Below are 18,144 nucleotides of genomic sequence, written 5' to 3' on the forward strand. Positions count from 1 at the left end.
ATCGGGCCGGAATTCGGGTGTCACACCGCGGGCGGGGGGCGCGCGGGCTGCTCAATCCAGTCAACCCTCCGGCACCGCCTGCGGTTCCGGCGCGTTCGCTCACGACGCCCTCCCAAAGGCCGGGAGCGGCGTCGATCAGTGCGCCGGAGCGCGGTCCCCGGCCCCCGGCTTGTCATGGATCGCGAGCCGGTCGACGATGGTTTCACTGGCCGCGTTCAGGCCGGCGAGCCGCACCTGGATCCCGGCGCGGCGGAACTTCAGCACGACGCCGTCAAGAGCCGCCACGCTGGAGATGTCCCAGATGTGGGCGCCGGAAACATCGATCACCGCCATGTCCAAACCTTCCCGTACATCGAAAGCCGCAGAGAAATCGTCGGCGGAGGCAAAGAAAAGCTGCCCCTCGACCCGATAGGTGCGGGTGCGGCCATCCTCCGACAGGGTGGAGGTGACGCGGAACATCCGGGCGACCTTGCCGGCGAAGAATATGCCGGACAGCAGAACGCCGATCAGCACGCCGATGGCGAGGTTGTGGGTGAGGACGACGCCGGCGACCGTCGCCAGCATCACGGCGCTGGAACTGCGCGGATGCGTCACCAGGCTTTTCAGGGATTGCCAGCTGAAGGTGCCGACCGACACCATGATCATCACCGCCACCAATGCCGCCATCGGAATGCGCTTCACCCAGTCGCCCAGCACGACGATCAGGAACAGCAGGAACAGGCCGGCGCAGAAGGTCGACAGCCGGCCCCGTCCGCCCGATTTCACGTTGATCACCGATTGTCCGATCATCGCGCAGCCGGCCATGCCGCCGAGGAAGCCGGACACCATGTTGGCGATGCCCTGGCCGACGCATTCTCGGTTCTTGTCGCTGCCGGTCTCGGTCATGTCGTCGACGATGGCTGCGGTCATCAGCGATTCCAGAAGCCCGACCACGGCGATGCCGGCCGAATAAGGCAGGATGATCCGCAGCGTGTCCAGGGTCAGCGGAATGTCGGGAAGCAGGAAGACGGGCAGGGTGCTGGGCAGTTCGCCCATGTCGCCGACCGTGCGGACTTCGATCCCGAAGCCGATGGTGACTGCGGTCAGCACCAGGATGCTGACCAGCGCCGACGGCACCGCCCTGGTCAGTCGCGGCAGCAGATAGATGATCGCCAGCCCGGCGGCGACCAGCGCATAGGTGACGGTCGGCACCCCCACCAGCTCCGGCAGCTGGGCCAAAAAGATCAGGATGGCGAGCGCATTGACGAAGCCGGTCATCACCGATTTCGACACGAAGCGCATCAGCGCCCCGAGCCGCAGGAAGCCGGCGCCAACCTGCAGCAGTCCGGCCAGTACGGTGGCGGCCAGCAGATATTGCAGGCCGTGCTCCTTGACCAGCGTGACCATCAGCACCGCGGTGGCGGCTGTCGCGGCGGAGATCATGCCGGGCCGGCCGCCGACAATGGCGATTGTCATGGCGATGGCGAAGGAGGCGTAGAGGCCGATCTTCGGATCGACCCCGGCGATGATGGAAAAGGCGATGGCTTCCGGAATCAGGGCAAGGGCGACGACAAGCCCGGACAGCAGATCGCCGCGCGTGTTGCCGAACCACTCCTGGCGGAGCCGTTGCAGATCGATGGTCATGGGTCTCGCAAGCTCAAGCGGGGACGGCGGCAGGGCGCACCGGCAAAGGCCGGATGGTGGGCCGCCGTCGACGATGATCGGATGAAAGTCGGAAATTGGGGTCGCTGCGAAACGGCGGCCGTCCGGTGACCGGGCGGTCGGGTTTCAGGTCAATGCGGAGGGCAGGCCGTCAGGGCGGCGTGACGCGATGCAGCATGGACGCAGGCGTAACAGAATGTCGCAGGGCTTGGCAACCCCATGCCATGCGAGGCCTCGCATGGCTGTACGGCGCGGATACGAAAAAAGGCGGCGCCTCGGTGGAGCGCCGCCCTAATCGTCCGATGATCCTGTCCGTCAGGCCTGACGGGGACGCAGCGGCGGGCCGTCCCGGAAGGGCTTGTCGACCCCGCCCTTGTCGTTGGTCTGGTTTTCCACGTCGCCCTCGAAGGTGGACTCACCCTGGGCCAGATCCAGGTCGTCCGGCGTCATGCCGGCGGCGCGGGCGCCCTTCGATCCGCCGATCTGCGGGTTGTCCTTCAGGTCGGCATCGGTCGGCTTGTCGGTCTTCTCGTGCTTGCTCGCGCTCATGGCGGCATCTCCGTTCCGGTTCCGCATGTCCCCCTGTCAACCGGCGCCGTGCCGGATGGTTGCAAAATCCCTTCTTCCTTTTGGGGAGGCGGTTAGGATGTTGGACATCGGTGCAGCCGAAGACCATTCGACAGGCTCTCATGTCACACAAAGGCGAACGTCTGCGGATCCGCGTGCGCGGGCGGGTGCAGGGGGTGGGGTTCCGCCCGCATGTCCATGCGCTGGCCAGGCGTTTCGGCCTGACCGGCTGGGTGCTGAACGACCCGCAGGGTGTGCTGATCGAGGTGCAGGGCAGGGGCGTCGCCGCTTTCCAGGCGGCCCTGTCGGCCGAAGCGCCGCCATTGGCCCGCATCGATGCCGTCGAGTGCGACGCTGTTCCGCATGTTCCCGCCGAGATCTCCTTCGCAATCCGCCACAGCCTGTCCGCCGGCGCCGTCGCGACCGGCATCGGACCCGACGCCGCGGTCTGTCTGGCCTGCCTGGGCGAACTGTTCGACCCGGCCGACCGCCGCCATCGCTATGCCTTCCTGAACTGCACCCATTGCGGCCCGCGCTACACCATCACGCGGCAACTTCCCTATGACCGGCCGCAAACGGCGATGGCCGGCTTCCCGCTCTGCCCGGAGTGTCTGGCCGAGTATAAGGACCCGGGGAACCGCCGCTTCCATGCTCAGCCGACGGCCTGTCCGACCTGCGGCCCCCGTTTGTCGCATCCGCCGGAAGACATCGTCGCTGCACTCCGCGCCGGCAGGATCGTTGCCATCAAGGGTCTGGGCGGCTTCCATCTTGCCTGTGACGCCACGCGCCACGATGCGGTGGAGCGGTTGCGTCGGGTCAAGCAGCGCAACGGCAAGCCCTTCGGCCTGATGGTCGCCAACACCGAATCCGCCATCCGCCATGTCTGGATGGACGGCGGAGAACGGGCGTTGCTGGAAGGGGTGGCGCGCCCCATCGTCCTGCTGCGGCGGCGGGACGATGCGCCCGAACTGGCACCGGAAATCGCTCCCGGTCTGGCTTGGCTGGGCGTCATGCTGCCCTATACCCCGCTGCATTACCTGCTGTTCCACGAAGCGGCGGGGCGGCCGGACGGTACCGGCTGGCTGGACGCGCCGCAGGATCTGACGCTGGTGATGACCTCCGCCAACCCCGGCGGCGAACCGCTGGCCATCGGCAATGCGGAGGCGCGGGAGAGGCTGGCCAGCATCGCCGACCTGATCGTCGACCATGACCGCGACATTGTCATCCGTGCCGACGACAGCGTCGTGCGCAAGCTGGCCGGGGCCCCCGCCTTCCTGCGCCGCGGCCGCGGCCATGTGCCGGAGCCGATCCGGCTGGCCCATCCGGTGCCGCCGGTCCTGGCGGTGGGCGGCCATCTGAAGACGACGGTCTGCGTCACCCGCGGCGACGAGGCTTTCCTGTCCCAGCACATCGGCGACCTCGACAGCGCCGCGACGCTGGGCTTCCTGGAGGAAACCGTCGCACATCTGCTGCACGTCCTGGGGGTCCAACCGGTTGCGGTCGCCCATGACCGGCATCCCGATTTCCAATCCACCCGTTTCGCCGAAATGAGCGGCCTGCCGACGGTGCCGGTCCAGCATCACCACGCCCATGTCGCCGCCGTGATGGCCGAACACCGGGTCGAGGGGCCGGCCGTCGGGCTGGCGCTGGACGGCTTCGGCCTGGGAGAGGATGGCGGGTCCTGGGGCGGCGAGATGCTGCTGGTCGATGGGCTGAGGTCCGAGCGTCTCGGCAGCCTTGCGCCGCTGGCCCAGCCCGGCGGCGATGTGGCGGCCCGCCAGCCCTGGCGCATGGCCGCCGCCGCCCTGGCGCGGATGGGACGTGCCGATGAGATCGCCTCCCGTTTCGCCGCACAGGGTCCGGCCGAAGGTGTCCGGCGGATGATCGAGCGCGGCATCAACGCACCGCTCACCAGTTCCTGCGGGCGCTGGTTCGATGCCGCCTGTGGCCTGCTGGGCGTCCGCGCGGTGGCCGGGTTCGAGGGCGAGGCGCCGATGACGCTTGAATCGCTCGTACGGCAGACCCGCGTGGCCGATGGCGCGTGGCGGATCGACAACGGCGAATTGGACCTCACCCCCCTCTTGGAGCGGCTTCTGACCGTCGCCGATGCGGTGGAGGGGGCGGAACTGTTCCATGGTACGCTGGCGGCAGCGCTGGTGGACTGGACCCTGCCGGTTCTGAGTGCCCATGGCCTGGGCCGGGTGGTGCTGTCCGGCGGTTGCCTGATGAACGCGGTGCTGGCGGAGGAACTGGTGGCCGGCTTCTGGTCCGCCGGGGTGGAGGCGCTGCTGCCGAGGCTGGCCCCCGCCAACGACGGCGGGCTCAGCCTCGGTCAGGCGTGGGCGGCGTCCTTCGCCCTGTAGCCGAACAGCGGCATCTGCACAGGCGCCCGGACCTTCTTGCGCAGAGGCGGGAAATCGGCGGCGCGGTTGGTCTTGTCGAATTTGTACAGGCCGCGATATTTGCCGATATATCCTTTGCGGCAGGCACGGTGAAACCGCTGCGACGCGGTTTCCCAATCGTCGCCCGGCCGCAGCCAGCTGACATGGGCGGTGCCGGTGCGCGGGTCGGTGCGCAGGAACCGACCGCGTCCCTTCTCACCCCGCACCCATTGGCCGGGGTTCAGCGTCAGCGCCCCGCGCGCCAGCAGCATCTTCACCTGCGGGGTCAGGTCGATGGTCGGAAAAAAGGGCATGACGTCCTCCTGACGCACCCGCATGGGGCGGCGCCGCTCTGGGAGACTCCGTGGTTTTCGGAACCTCCCAGAGATGGGAACACATGATGAACAATTCAAGATTTTCAACGGGTGCAGCGTGCCGGGTAAGGTAATCCTACCCCATCCGCGCCGCCTTCTTCACCGGGCGCTCATGCTCCTCGTCCGCCGGCGCCTCGGTGTCCTTGAAGGTGCGCACGCCGCTGATCATGGTGGAGATGATCGACTGGCGGGACATGATGTCCTCGCGCACCGCGGCATAGACATGGACGATCACGAACAGCAGGATCGCCCACATGCCCAGATGGTGCCAAGTGTGGACGTCCATGCTCTGGCCGAACAGCGGGATGACCCAGCCGAACAGCTTGTCCTGCCAGCTACCCTGGCCCGCTCCCTCGCTGTAGAGCGCGAAGCCGGTGACGATCATGAAGACGCTGCCCACCGCGATGGCCCAGAACATGGAGAATTGCGCCAGCGGGTTGTGCCCGACATACAGCTTCGGCTTTCGTTCCAGGAACAGGTACCAGCGGGCTTCGAGGAACAGCTCACCCCACCAGTGGCGGTCCCAGAAGGGAAAGCGGAACAGCTGCTTGGCATGGTGGTTGCCGACGAAGGCCCAGTAGAGCCGGCCGATGAAGCCGATGGCGAAGATGTAGGCCGCCGCGAAATGGACGAAGCGGATGTAGCCCATCAGGAAATTGGCGCTGGCCTCGCCCGGCATGGTCGGCAGCGGATTGGCGATCAGGTAGCCGGTGACCGACAGAACCACGATCGCCAGCGCGTTGACCCAGTGCCAGACCCGTACCGGCACCTCGTACACATAGATCGCCTTCAGGAAACGGCCGGCCGCCGGAGCGGCCGTCCCTTCCTCGTCCGGTGTCGCGACCGGCTTCGCATCGTCGAGAGGAGCCATGACTTAAATCCTCCTCGGCTGCCGGTCAGCGTACGGTGACGCGGGCCAGTTCGGCGCCGTCCGGCGCCATGACGTGGGTGGAGCAGGCAAGGCACGGGTCGAAGCTGTGCAGGGTGCGCAGGATCTCCACCGGCTCGTCCGGGCGGGCCATCGGCGTGTTCAGCAGCGAGGCCTCGAAGGCCCCGATGTTGCCCTTGGGATCGCGCGGGCTGCCGTTCCAGGTCGTCGGCACGACGCACTGGTAATTGTCGATCTTGCCGTCCTTGATCTTGATCCAGTGGCCGAGCCCGCCGCGCGGCGCCGCGACGGTGCCCACACCCTTGGCCTCCTTCGGCCAGGTCTTCGGGTCCCATTTCTCGACATTGGCGGTGGCGGTATCGCCGGCCTTGATGTTGGCGATCAGGGCGTTCCAGTCGTCCATCATCATCGTGCAGCAGTACTGGCATTCCAGCGCGCGGGCCAGTGTGCGGCCGATGGTGGTCGGCAGCGCCTGCTGCGGCGTGAAGCTCGTGCCGGCCAGCGCGTTGAAGGCGCCCAGAGATTCGGTGATCTGGTCCTTCACGTAACCGACACCCTGGGCATAGGCCAGGATGTAGCGGGGCAGGGGGCCGACCTCCACCGCATGGCCGCGCCAGCGCGGGGCCTTGATCCAGGAATATTTGGCGGCCTCGTCCAGCTCCTTGATGTCGGTGCGGGTGCCCTTGGTGTTGGCGCCCAGCTCGAACTTGGCCTGGGTCACGCCGTCCCACGGGTGCAGGCCCTTGCTCTCGTCCTCGTAATGGTACCAGCTGTGGGCGACGAACTCCTGCACCTGCGCCGGGTCGCGCGGGTCGATGGGATGGACCTCGTTCCAGTTGCCGTTCAGGATGACGCCGCCCGGCAGCTGGCAGGTCGAATGGTCGTACGGCACCTTCTCGTAATCGCCATAGTCCATGACGTTGGTCGCCGACAGGCCGCCGCCATAGAGCCAGTCCTTGTAGAAGCTGGCGATGGCCAGCACGTCCGGCAGATAGACGTTCTCGACGAAGGCGGTGGCTTCCTGGATGCGGGCGCGGATGAAGTTCAGCCGCTCCATGTTCAGCGGCGCGCCCGACGACCCGGTGCCGTCCATGTTGATGGCGCAGGGAACGCCGCCGACCATGTAGTTCGGGTGCGGGTTCTTGCCGCCCAGGATGGTGTGGATCTTGACGATGTCCTTCTGGAGGTCGAGGGCCTCCAGGTAATGGGTCACCGCCATCAGGTCGGCTTCCGGCGACAGCTTGTAGGCCGGGTTGTCCCAATAGCCGTTCTTGAAGATGCCGAGCTGGCCGCTCTCCACGAACTTCTTCAGGCGGGTCTGGACGTCGCGGAAATAGCCGGGGCTGGACTTGGCATGGCGCGGCGACACCGCTTGCTGGAGCGCCGAGGTCGCCTGCGGGTCGGCCTTCAGCGCGTTGACCGGGTTGACCCAGTCCAGCGCGTGCAGGTGATAGAAATGGACGATGTGGTCATGGACCTGCAGCGTCTTCGCCATGATCTCGCGGATCAGGTGGGCGTTCTTCGGGATGCGGATCTGGAGCGCATCCTCCACCGCGCGGACCGAGGTCAGTGCGTGGCAGCCGGTGCAGACGCCGCAGATGCGCTCGACGAAGGCCCAGGCGTCGCGCGGGTCGCGGCCCTTCAGGATCACCTCGAGCCCGCGCCACATGGTGCCGGTGGAGACGGCGTTGCGGATGATGTTGTCGCTGTCGACATTCACCTCGCAGCGCATGTGACCTTCGATGCGGGTAACCGGATCGACGACGATGCGCTTGCCGCCGGTGTCGAGCGAGAAGCCGTTCGGGGTCTGGACGATGCCCATGGTCAGACGTCTCCCTTGTGCTGTGCGCGCTTCAGGGCGCTGACCGCCGCATGGGCGGCGATGATGCTGCCGACGCCGATGGCGGCGGTGGTGCCGATCTGGTCGGCGTTGGCCTCGATCCCGAACTGGAGGATGTCGGATTGGCGGGCGTACCAGGACCCCTTGTCCCAGAAGCCGTCCTCCGAGCAGCCGATGCAGCCGTGGCCGGACTGGATGGGGAAGCTGGTGCCTTCGTTCCAACGCACGGTGGAGCAGGCGTTGTAGGTGGTCGGGCCCTTGCAGCCGACCTTGTAGAGGCAATAGCCCTTGCGAGCGCCCTCGTCGTCGAAGGATTCGACGAACTGGCCGGCGTCGAAATGCGGCCGGCGATAGCATTTGTCGTGGATGCGCTGGCTGTAGAACATCTTCGGCCGGCCCTGGCGGTCCAGCTCCGGGATGCGGTCGAAGGTCAGCATGTAGGTGATGACCCCTGTCATCACTTCGGCGATCGGCGGGCAGCCGGGAACCTTGATGATCGGCTTGTCGGTGATGACTTCATGCACCGGGGTGGCGCGGGTCGGGTTCGGGCGCGCCGCCTGGACGCAGCCGAAGGACGCGCAGGAGCCCCAGGAGATGATCGCCTTGGCGTCCTTGGCGACCTTGCGCAGCTGGTCGGTGAAGGGCTTGCCGCCGATGATGCAGGACATGCCATCCTGGTTCAGTGGCGGGTTGCCTTCCACCGCCAGGATGTAGTTGCCCTTGTAGTTCTCCATCACCTCGTCGAGGATCGCCTCGGCATGGTGGCCGGCCGACGCCATCAGCGTGTCGTCATAGTCCAGCGAGATCATCGACAGCACCACGTCCTTCACCAGCGGGTGCGCCGAGCGGATGAAGGATTCGGAGCAGCAGGTGCACTCAAGCCCGTGCAACCACAGCACCGGGGTGCGCGGCTTGGTTTCCATGGCGTGGACGATCTGCGGCACCAGTTCCGGCCCCAGCCCCAGGGCCGCGGCGGTCAGCGAGCAGTATTTCAGGAACGAACGGCGTGTGATCCCCTGCCGCCGCATCACCTCGTAGAAGGTTTCCAGCGTTGCCATCGGTTTGTTTTCTCCCGTCGGGCAGCACCGGCGTGCGAGGGTCCGGTGTGCTTCTCCCGCGGGCATAGGCAACAATCGTGCCGTGGTACGAACATTTGGCAAACCAACGGTCACAAGGCTGTAAGGGCTGGTGCCGCTGGCAACTCCCCGGCCGAAACGACGGCCGGGGTGGAAAGTCCCTTGCCGGTGGCGATCAGGCCGTCCGGCCACCCTCTTCCGGCCGGCCGATCAGGCGGTGGAGCGCCCAGCCGATGGCCACGCCGGCCGCATGCAGCCCGGCGGTGCTGGCGAGGAAGCCGGCGGCATAGCCGAGTGCTGCGGCGTCGGCCGGCATCTCGGCACCATGGGCGAAGCCGTGGAACAGGCCGAAGCCGGCGGCGAAGACGATGCCGGTCAGGCTGTTGCGCGACATCGGCATGACGCACAACAGCGCCAGCACGACGGTGGAGGCATAGATGGCCGGCTCGACCAGCGGCAGCTCGCCGCCAACCAGCGCGAACAGGCCGCCGGCCAGCATCGCGGCCAGGAACGCCCCCGGCACCGCCAGAACGGCACGTCCGCCGATGGTGGCGCCATAGACACCGACCGTGACCATCGCGATCAGATGGTCGAGCCCGCCCAGCGGATGCGCGGCACCGTCGAGGAAGCCGGCCCCGGCGAGATGGCCGGGATGGGCAAGGGCAGGGGTGGCGGCAAGCACAATGGCCGCGGAGACCGCGGCGAGGCGGGTGATTTTCGACATATCGAACGGCTCCTCGGGGATTCTTGTGGTTTTGGTGATTTGGGCGGGAAAGGATGACTAATGCCGCTGCGCAGGCCCACGCTCGATGCCGTAGCGTTCCAGCTTGGCGCGCAGTCCCATGCGCGACAGCCCCAGCTCGTCGGCGGCCTTGCTCTTGTTCCAGCGGCAGCGGACCAGCGTTTCCATCAGGATGCCGGCTTCCACCCGCTCGATCCGCGACTTCAGCGGCCCGCCCTGGCCGATCAGGTCGAGCGGCGGCAGCGGCCCATCCTCCGGCGAGGCCGGGCGGGCATTCAGCGCCGCACCGCGCAGCACAGGATCGGACAGCAGGTCGGCGCTTAACGTGTCGCCTTCGCACAGAACCAACATGCGCATGATCTCGTTCTGCAACTCGCGCACGTTTCCCGGCCAGCCATAGGATTCCAGGCAGGCCAGCGTGTCGGGGGCGAAGCCGCTCACCGGCTTGCCATGGGCGGCCGACAGCCGGTCGAGGATGTGGCGGGCCAGCACCGGGATGTCGTCCGGCCGGTCGCGCAGGGGCGGCATGGTCAGCGTCATGGTGCTGAGCCGGTAATCGAGATCCTCGCGGAAGCGGCCGGCCTTCACCTCGGCGGTCAGGTCGCGGTGGGTGGCGGCGACGACGCGGACATCGACCCGCCGCGTCTCGTTGGACCCGACGGGCCGGATTTCACCCTCCTGCAGGAAGCGCAGAAGCCGGACCTGGAAGGCCGGGCTGATGTCGCCGATCTCGTCCAGGAAGATGGTGCCGCCGTCCGCCTGCTCCAGCAGGCCGACGCGGTTGCTGTGGGCGCCGGTGAAGGCGCCCTTCTTGTGGCCGAACAGTTCGCTTTCCAGCAGCTCGTCCGGGATGGCGCCGCAATTCTCGCAATAAAACGGCTGGTCGGAGCGCGGGCTGCCGTAATGGATGGCGCGGGCCAGCAGCTCCTTGCCGGTGCCCGTCTCACCCAGCACCAGAACCGGGACGTTGAAGCCTGAAACCCGTTCGGCCTGCCGGCAGACCTCGTCGACCGGGCTGCCCTCGGCACGGATCAATCCGTCGAAGCAGTAGGACTGCCGGACCCGCTCGCGTCTGGTCGCCACCCGCGTCTCTGCCAGCGGTGGCAGCAGCTTCAACTCGCTGGTCAAGCGGTCGTGCTCGCGCTGGAGCCGGTAGAGCCTCGCGGCGTTGCGGGCGGTCAGCAGCAGATGGTCGGGGTGCCAGGGCTTGGTGATGAACTGGTGGATGCCGGCGGTGTTGATGGCGCCGATGATGTCCTCGGGGTCGATGTAGCCGGTGATGACGATGCGCACCACGTCGGGCCAGCGCTCGCGGACCTGGGTCAGGAATTCCACCCCGCTGACCTCCGGCATGCGCTGGTCGGAGAAGACCACCTGAATCCATTCCGTTTCCAGCAGGCGCAGCCCCTCTTCCGCCGAAAGGGCGGTGAAGACCTCGAACTCCTCGTCCAGCAGGCGGGCGATGACCTCGACGGAGCGCGGCTCGTCATCCACCACCAGGATGCCGGGGCGGGCGGGATCGGTCATCGCGCGGAGTCCTTCTTCATCGGGCCTGCCTCTTTCGAGCTCGCCTCATTCAACCTCGAGATCCTTGATCGTCATTTCGGTGCCGCCGTTGGGATGCAGCCGGCTGCCGCCGCAGTGTGGGCAGGACGACAGCCGGTCGTCCAGATCCACCGTGTCGTTGCAATCGAAGCACCAGCCGCGGCCCGGCACCTCCAGCACCACCAGGTCCGCCCCGTCGGCCAGCGATCCCCGCGTCACCACGTCGAAGCCGAAGCGCAGAGCCTCCACCTCCACCCCGGCGAAGCGGCCGATCTCCAGGCGGACCTTGGTCACGCGGCTGAAGCCATTCGCCCGCCCGGCCTCCTCCATCGCCTGGAGCAGGCTTTCGCAGAGCGCCATCTCATGCATCCGCCAAGTCTCCGGTCCCGATATTTCCGGTCCCCATTCCCAGCAGTGCCCGGCGCGACGGGTGCGCCGGCTCGGCCGGGGCCGGTGCGGCGTCAGGGGGCGGCGCCAGTTCCTCCTCGCGCCGGCGGCGGATCTCGGCGGTCTGGGCGCCGTCTTCGCGGATGGAGGAATCAAAGAGGGAGACCAGAGCCGCCGAGGCCGTTTCCGTCGCCTGGAGCATTGAGGCGAACTCGAACATCGGCGAGAAGAGCGAACAGGCCTTGTAGGCGCCGACGCCCTTGCGGTTGGCATGGACGAATTCATACCAGCCGGACGGAAACTCGATCAGTTCCTTCGCCCCCGGCACCAGCCTCGACCACTCGTCGCCCTCGCCCGGCAGCAGGACGAGGTTGAGAAACCAGGGGGTCACCAGGGCGCCGAGCCAACGCTCGCCATGGCGGCGGAAGCCGACGGCCTTCACTGCAAGCGCGTCGTTGACGATGGGCATGCCGCGCATCTGCGCCGTGTGGATTTCCCGGAAAGCCGCTTCCAGCCGAGCGATGGCCTCGGCCGGCAGGGCCGGGCCGGTCACCGGCGCAACGGCAACCGGCAGGGATGCGGTTTCCGTGGCCATCGGCTCGCCGTCCAGCGCCATGAACTGGTCGCGGGCACCGTCGCAGACCGGGCATCGCCAATGGTCGGGCAGGGCGGCAAAGGCCGTGCCGGGCGGCACCTGCCACTGCTCGCATCCCTCCGCCGGGTCATAGACATGCCAGCAGATCTTGCATTCCATCCGCGTCGCAGCGCCGATGCGGCTGGCGTCGCCGAGATAGGAGCCCTCGAAGCGGGAGGCAACGGCGCTCATCGCACCCGCTCCAGGTCTGTCGCCAGCGCGTCTAGGATCTCGGCCAGCCGTTCCGCGCTGTCGGCGATGTCCTCCACAGCGGCGCAAACCACCGCCGGCACGTCGACGATCTCAACCGTGTCGAGGATCAGTGTGTCAACCGAATTGTAATAGCGCACCCACCAGACATTCGGCGTCGCCGTGGCGGTGACGCGGCAATTGCCGTACCCGCGCGACAGGATGGTGGTGGCGCCGACACCCAAACGCTGCTCGACGAAGGCCAGATCCTCCGGCGTGTGGGGCAGCAGGCTGAAATTCACCGCATGGGGGCCGTCGCCGCGGCGCCAGGCGGCGCTGCGGTCCAGAAGCTCGGTCAGGATCGGCTGGCCATTCATAAGGCCGGCGGGCGCCGGGCCCGTTGCAGCCGGGGTGCCGGCAGTAAAGGCGCGGTTCAGCGCCACTTTTGGGAAGCTGCCGACCAGCAGGCTTTCCCGCGACGGCCCATCGCCGAAGGCGCGCACGCGCCAGACGCCGGCGAGGGACGCCTCCTGAATCTCCAGCCGGTCGCCGGCCCGCTCCACCTTGACCGCGACCTCGCCCTCGCCCAGCGCCTCGTCGACCAGGGCCAGGACGGGAGAGTCGAGATCATCGACCGGAATGCGGATTTCCTCGCCGGGCGACCAGTCGGCAAGCGCCCTTTGGATGCGGACGAGCACCGCGCGGGCTGCTGCCGCACAGGCGGGATCGACGACCTCCGGCAGGTGCGGTTCATAGACGCGCATGCCGGACGGCATCGGCAGATACTCCAACCCTTCCTCGCTGGCGTCGGGCTGGCTGCCGGGGCCGAAGCCGACCGGCGGATGTGTCATGCCGAACAGGGAACTCATGCCGCACCGCCTTCCAAGGAGCCATCCAGGATCTCGCCGATCCTTTGCAGATAATCGTCCCAGTCACGCACGCGCGGGATGCTGCCCAGCAACCGGTCGCCGCGCAGGAAGACCAGCGACGGCAGGCTCATCATGCCGGCCAGCGCCAGGATCGCGCGCTCCGCTGCTTCGCCCGCCACAGCCGGAACCAAGCGCGGGTGCAGCGCGCGGACCAGTTCCGGCAGGATGACGGCCACGTCGGCGGTCTCCGCATTGCCCTTGCCGTGGCCGGGCAGGAAGACCACCCAGCTTTTCTTCGGATCGTCCAGCCACGGCCGGTCGTCGGCATGGTCGAGCCGCAGGTAGCCATGCACGTCGGTCAGCAGATCGACCAGCGGCGGCAAGGGCAGCCGCTGCTTGGCGGGAGGAGGGGCAAGGTCGGTCATAGCGTCAGGCCTCCGTCAGGCCGGCCGCGCGGGCCGCCTCCAGGTGGGGGGAAGGGTCGGCTCTTGGCCGGTCAGGTCAGCGAAGGCGCCGTCGAGGCTTTCCCCATCCAATGCCGCGGCCATGGCCGCCAGCGCGTCGAGAATCTGGTCGGCCTCCTCCGGCTCCAGCATACGGCGAGCCGTGCCGAGGAAGCCGAGCACCCAGTCGCCGGCGCCGGCCTCCGGAACCAGCGACAGGTCGACGGCCGAGCCGTTCTCCGCCCGGCCGACCACGCCGTCGACGCCGGTGAGGCGCAGGGGAATGCCGATGCACATGCTCTGGGCGCTCCCGGTTTCAGGCCTGGTTGGCGGACAGCGCCGCCAGGATGCGGGGATCGCCGATGCGGCAGGCCTCATCGGCGCTCGGGCGTCCGCCTTCATAGGCATCGCGGGCGATGGCCGGGGCGGCGAGGTCGGCGGCGGCATCGCGGCGCGTGCCCTCCACCCCGAATTCGTCGCGCAGAAGCGTGAGGATGATCCCGATGGTCGGAGCGACCTGGGCGGCGACGGTGTCGGTCAGGCCGCCACCGTAATCCTCCAGGCACTCCGGCTGAACGCCGACCAGGATCAGCGTTTGCGGACAGCGGCCCAGCAGCATGGCGCTCGCCAGCACCTCCTGGAAACCGGTCTGATGCAGGCTCATCTTCTTGGCGCCGAGGAACGCAGGCACGTCATCGCCCTGGAAGACGCGGCTGGTGCCGGGCGGCAGCCCATAGTCGATGGCGTCGACCACGATCAGCGCGTCCGCGCATTCCAGATGCGGCAGCAGATACAGGCCCTGGGTCCCGCCATCCATCACGGTGACGGTGTCGGGGAAGCGCCAATCGGCGGCCAGGCGCTCGACTGTGCGGACACCGAATCCCTCGTCGGCCCACAGGATGTTGCCGATGCCCAGCACCAGGATTCGCGCCGTTCTCCGACCGCCCTCGTTTCCAGCCAACTCCATTTGTGCCCCGGCATCCGTCCAATGATGCGGCGTCCTGCCGCCGGACCATCGTTCGTACAAGTTCCATGCCAGGATCGGCGGCCGGGTCAGGCCATTGATCAGATTGAATATTTCCGCAGCCATCGCTCGACATAGCAGCGATTGTGGATATCAACATTACAGCATGCGTGGAAGCTGGCAACCAGCTTGCCAGTATGGCTGGAAGCTTGCCGGTCAGTGGTGACGGGTGGTCTTGGCGGATTTCTGGATCAGTTCCCGTTCGGTCATGCGCTTCATATGGCCGGGCACGTCGGTGTCCTGGCCGATCAGCGGTCCCGCCACATAGGACGCCCCGGCGTCCTCGGCGATTCGCAGCATGGCCGCCGACCGGATGCCATCGACGAAGAAGATCATGCCATGGCGCTGCACGTGGATGCCAAAGTTATGGAGGCGATTGGTTGCCCGTGCATCCGGTTCTCCGGCATGAACCGTTATGCCCATGCCGCGAACGCCCGCCTGGGCGAAGGCCGCGAGATTTGGCGCTCCGTCGTCGAGCAGGACAAGGACGGCCCGCGAATATGGCTTCAGGATCGTCGTGATTTCGGAGATTCGGCTGTAGGGGACGCCGGAGGGAACCCCTTCTATGACGAATACGATGAAGGGTATGAGATGCGACGGGATCGAATGGCAGCGAGCGAGGTATTCCCGCCGGTGCCGGCCAATCGAGAGGGTCGAAAGGCTCACCGTAAGATTCTGGATATAGCGGAAGCTGTTTTTGTACAACTCCTCATAAATTTCTATCGACTGGCTCAGGAGCTCCATATCGATTCTGAAATCTGTAATCCTCGCTTCGCGCATCATCCGCCGACAAGGTATTCAGGATACGTTTCGTTTCCTCATCGGCGTGGCACACATAGGTGGACAGCACCTTGTGGGATGTGTCGAACACCGGGCGATAGCAGATGGTTGGGTGGAAACTGCCGCCCTCGTGCGCATTGGCGGCTGGAGCCGTCCGAACATCGCCGGCATCGGGCGCCTCGTTTTGCAAAGAAGCGGCGCCCTGCAGGGCGGCTCTCGCAATCAACTGATCGAGCTGCATCGCTTCGACGGCGATGTTGCCATCGAGTTCGGTCACGATGCTGCGCACGGTTATCTGGCTCGTGTCGCTGTTTCCCAGCATCAACCGATGCAGTTCCGACACGATCCTGCCGCAGATCAGTTCGGCAGCCTGCCGGTCGAGCGTCGCGAAGACCACCAGATAGTTCGCCTCGTCGGCCCGCAGCCAGACGTCGGTGGGAGGCAGATGGCGGTCGAACAGTCGTTCGGTCTGCTCATAGATGCGCTCCTTGACGATGTCCCAGCGCTTGCCCAGCCGGTCGCGCAGGGTGCCCAGTCCGATCAATTGGACCGCACCCGCCGAATGACGCTGTCCTCCAGCCAGAATGTGCCGCAGGCGTTCCTTCGTCTTTTCCGGGATTGCCGGCGTCTCTTCAACCGATGGGGCGGGATCGGCGAATGTCTGGTCAGTCATGGCAGCATCCCCTTTTATCGACGCACGGGAACGGGGCTTCCGATCAATGCAAAACTTTAAATCAGATTCTTAAAAAACAAGGATTTATAATGACAATTATCGTCGATCATTTAGAATAATATAAGTGTGGAGAGGAGGTTTTGTTTCTGATCTAAGTCCGCTTCATCCGTCATCTGATTTAGTGTTCCAACAAATGTTGAAGGAAATCCTCTAAAAATCTGACGCGGTCAGCATAGGTGAAAACCTGTACCTTCCAGGGACGCCGTCGCCGTGATGCAGAATTCGCTCTTTTCCCGTTTTTTGGGCATCGGCGAGCGGGAGGCACAGCGGGCGATGGATCGTCGGCGCGCTGTCGACAGGGGCGGGCGGCAAGCACCGTTCATTGTTCCAAAACTCCGAACGGTGAATCCGGGAACTGGGCGTTTATCCCGATGCGGACGAGGCGTAGATCCTTTGGAAAGGAATGAACCCCCGGTCCCAAGGAGATTGAAAATGGCCCCGATGGTCTCTCTGCTGATGTTCGTCAGTGTAATGTCCTATGCTGCCTTCATCATCTCATAAGAAAAACCTCAATGCGGATTTCTAGTATTCTTGGCACCTATAGTATAATTAAGTAAAAATAATCAATGAACTGTACATGCCATGCAAGGATCGAAAGATCTTACGATGTGCTGAACAGAAAGCGGCGTGCGTTCTCCTTCCCTAACTGGGGCTCCGACAAGGGCCTTCTCCAAAGGACCGGGTACTCCGTCCAGATCACGCGGTGAAAAGTTCCAGGTGGTCGGGGCGATGATCTGGTAGGAGGCGATCTTCCCGCGTTCAACCCGCAGCCAATGGCCCAATGCGCCGCGCGCGGCCTCCGTCAGCCCAATCGCCTGCGCGCTGTCCGGCATTTCCGAAGCCGCACACCATGAGGCGGACGGATCGATGGCACGCAGCCAGCCTTCCATCGCGTCGGTGGTGCGGGCCAGTTCCAGCAAACGAGCGATCACGCGGCTGCGCACCGAACCGCCATCCTGTGCAGTCAGCGCCCGGATCAACGGATGGCCATCCACCAGTTGCCGGGCAATGGCACCGGTTTCATAGGGCATGCCATCCAGCCGCGGCGCCTTGCACCAGCTGTAGCCGGTCTCGTCCATGCCATCCGGAACGGTCGAACCGGAGAAAGGCGGATGCGGGCGGTCCTGCCCGGCCATGCAGCTGAAGCGGTGATGCTCCGCCACCCGATCCGGATCGAAGGGGCCGGCGTGACCGTCGGCGAAGATGCCGCGGCGATAGAGATGTCCGCCCTCCGGCTCGGCATAGGCGCCGTGGCTGAGGAACCGGCCATAGGCCCGGCCGAGGCCCGCAAGCTCCAGATCGTCGGCGATCTCCAGGAACAGACGGAAGTCGCCGGCCGGACCGGAGATGCGCCAACGTTCCAGATCCTCCGGCCCTGCGAGGGCCAGCACCCGGTCGAGCGGCGCGCCGAACAGGCTGTCCTCCAGGAAGCGGCGGAAGCTGCGGACGGTGGCGAGCAGCCGCACCCGGTCACGCGCATCCACTGCACGGGTGACGCCGCCGGGCTGGAGCGTCAGGGTGTGCGGCCATTTGCCGCCCAGGATGCCCAGCACATGGAACAGCTCCGCCCGCGCCGCAGTGGCACTGCGCACCGCAATGCCGTGGGCGGCCTTGAACCGCGCCTCCGCCCTCTCGAACCAAGGTCGGCCCTGGTAGGCGGGGCGGGCGAAGTCGGGCATGAAGAACAGGTGGAAATGGGTCAGATGGTCGGCGATATTCTCGGTCGCCGTCATCAGGTTGGTCGCGAGCAGTCCGTTGCGCGGCACCTCCAGCCCCATGACGCCGGCCAGCGCCAGCGCCGCCGCATGGCTCTGGGAGACGGAGCAGATGCCGCAGATCCGCGGGGCGACCACCAGCGCATCCATTGGGTCGCGCCCTTCCAGAATGCGCTCGAACCCGCGGAACAGCGGCGAATTTACGTAAGCGGCAGAGACACTTGTGCCGTTTATCTCAAGCCGGACTTCAAGATCGCCTTCCACTCTGTTGAAAGGACCGACGATCAGACGGCGGTTTGGGGCTTCACTCACCCG

General features: G+C 66.2%; 18 protein-coding genes. 1 reads left to right on the top strand and 17 read right to left on the bottom strand.

The features are described from left to right. Positions 1 to 135: 135 nt before the first annotated feature. Entirely contained in the window at positions 136 to 1,623 is a 1,488-nt protein-coding gene (locus tag ACWPN8_RS25670; protein ID WP_492242782.1) for a SulP family inorganic anion transporter, read from the bottom strand. A gap of 333 nt (positions 1,624 to 1,956) precedes the next feature. Next, complete coding sequence (locus ACWPN8_RS25675) at positions 1,957 to 2,190, bottom strand: hypothetical protein (RefSeq protein ID WP_492242783.1); 234 nt, start codon at positions 2,188 to 2,190, stop codon at positions 1,957 to 1,959. A 140-nt stretch (positions 2,191 to 2,330) separates the two neighbouring features. Between ACWPN8_RS25675 and hypF the strand changes: the two genes are divergently transcribed. Then, positions 2,331 to 4,571, top strand: coding sequence for a carbamoyltransferase HypF (hypF, locus tag ACWPN8_RS25680; RefSeq protein ID WP_492242784.1), 2,241 nt, complete (start codon positions 2,331 to 2,333; stop codon positions 4,569 to 4,571). On the opposite strand, the gene ACWPN8_RS25685 is transcribed toward hypF, so the two are convergent. The 15 genes from ACWPN8_RS25685 to ACWPN8_RS25755 form a co-directional block, all read right to left on the bottom strand. Then, positions 4,541 to 4,903 carry a hypothetical protein gene (locus ACWPN8_RS25685; protein ID WP_492242785.1) on the bottom strand — a complete coding sequence of 121 codons (363 nt, stop codon included), beginning with the start codon at positions 4,901 to 4,903 and terminating at the stop codon, positions 4,541 to 4,543. The genes hypF and ACWPN8_RS25685 overlap by 31 nt on opposite strands. Positions 4,904 to 5,039: 136 nt before the next feature. Beyond that, positions 5,040 to 5,834 (bottom strand): Ni/Fe-hydrogenase, b-type cytochrome subunit, encoded by a 795-nt coding sequence (cybH, locus tag ACWPN8_RS25690; protein WP_492242786.1) that lies wholly within the window; start codon positions 5,832 to 5,834, stop codon positions 5,040 to 5,042. Between the two features lie 25 nt (positions 5,835 to 5,859). Continuing rightward, on the bottom strand, positions 5,860 to 7,674 hold the full coding sequence (locus ACWPN8_RS25695) for a nickel-dependent hydrogenase large subunit (protein ID WP_109447030.1): 1,815 nt from the start codon (positions 7,672 to 7,674) through the stop codon (positions 5,860 to 5,862). A gap of 2 nt (positions 7,675 to 7,676) precedes the next feature. Then, entirely contained in the window at positions 7,677 to 8,750 is a 1,074-nt protein-coding gene (locus tag ACWPN8_RS25700) for a hydrogenase small subunit (RefSeq protein ID WP_492242787.1), read from the bottom strand. 193 nt (positions 8,751 to 8,943) lie between these two features. Then, positions 8,944 to 9,492 carry a HupE/UreJ family protein gene (locus ACWPN8_RS25705; protein ID WP_492242788.1) on the bottom strand — a complete coding sequence of 183 codons (549 nt, stop codon included), beginning with the start codon at positions 9,490 to 9,492 and terminating at the stop codon, positions 8,944 to 8,946. A gap of 57 nt (positions 9,493 to 9,549) precedes the next feature. Beyond that, on the bottom strand, positions 9,550 to 11,037 hold the full coding sequence (locus tag ACWPN8_RS25710) for a sigma-54-dependent transcriptional regulator (RefSeq protein ID WP_492242789.1): 1,488 nt from the start codon (positions 11,035 to 11,037) through the stop codon (positions 9,550 to 9,552). A 45-nt stretch (positions 11,038 to 11,082) separates the two neighbouring features. Then, a complete protein-coding gene (gene hypA, locus ACWPN8_RS25715) occupies positions 11,083 to 11,424 on the bottom strand; it encodes a hydrogenase maturation nickel metallochaperone HypA (RefSeq protein WP_109447024.1) in 342 nt (113 codons plus the stop codon). After that, positions 11,417 to 12,268 carry a [NiFe]-hydrogenase assembly chaperone HybE gene (locus tag ACWPN8_RS25720; RefSeq protein ID WP_492242790.1) on the bottom strand — a complete coding sequence of 284 codons (852 nt, stop codon included), beginning with the start codon at positions 12,266 to 12,268 and terminating at the stop codon, positions 11,417 to 11,419. Before ACWPN8_RS25720 ends, hypA begins: the two co-directional genes overlap by 8 nt. Further along, positions 12,265 to 13,134 carry a hydrogenase expression/formation protein gene (locus ACWPN8_RS25725; RefSeq protein WP_492242791.1) on the bottom strand — a complete coding sequence of 290 codons (870 nt, stop codon included), beginning with the start codon at positions 13,132 to 13,134 and terminating at the stop codon, positions 12,265 to 12,267. Before ACWPN8_RS25725 ends, ACWPN8_RS25720 begins: the two co-directional genes overlap by 4 nt. Continuing rightward, positions 13,131 to 13,559: a thioredoxin domain-containing protein gene (locus ACWPN8_RS25730; RefSeq protein ID WP_492242792.1), complete on the bottom strand. Its 429-nt coding sequence runs from the start codon at positions 13,557 to 13,559 to the stop codon at positions 13,131 to 13,133. The genes ACWPN8_RS25725 and ACWPN8_RS25730 overlap by 4 nt, the downstream gene beginning before the upstream one ends. Before the next feature lie 15 nt (positions 13,560 to 13,574). Beyond that, entirely contained in the window at positions 13,575 to 13,874 is a 300-nt protein-coding gene (locus ACWPN8_RS25735) for a HypC/HybG/HupF family hydrogenase formation chaperone (protein WP_492242793.1), read from the bottom strand. Positions 13,875 to 13,893: 19 nt separating this feature from the next. Beyond that, complete coding sequence (locus ACWPN8_RS25740) at positions 13,894 to 14,496, bottom strand: HyaD/HybD family hydrogenase maturation endopeptidase (protein ID WP_247873013.1); 603 nt, start codon at positions 14,494 to 14,496, stop codon at positions 13,894 to 13,896. 261 nt (positions 14,497 to 14,757) lie between these two features. Beyond that, positions 14,758 to 15,345 carry a hypothetical protein gene (locus ACWPN8_RS25745; protein ID WP_492242794.1) on the bottom strand — a complete coding sequence of 196 codons (588 nt, stop codon included), beginning with the start codon at positions 15,343 to 15,345 and terminating at the stop codon, positions 14,758 to 14,760. Further along, complete coding sequence (locus tag ACWPN8_RS25750; RefSeq protein ID WP_492242795.1) at positions 15,311 to 16,054, bottom strand: hypothetical protein; 744 nt, start codon at positions 16,052 to 16,054, stop codon at positions 15,311 to 15,313. Before ACWPN8_RS25750 ends, ACWPN8_RS25745 begins: the two co-directional genes overlap by 35 nt. A gap of 623 nt (positions 16,055 to 16,677) precedes the next feature. Continuing rightward, positions 16,678 to 18,141: a nickel-dependent hydrogenase large subunit gene (locus ACWPN8_RS25755; RefSeq protein ID WP_492242796.1), complete on the bottom strand. Its 1,464-nt coding sequence runs from the start codon at positions 18,139 to 18,141 to the stop codon at positions 16,678 to 16,680. Positions 18,142 to 18,144 lie beyond the last annotated feature (3 nt).

This window comes from Azospirillum sp. UENF 112521 (genome assembly GCF_058780665.1).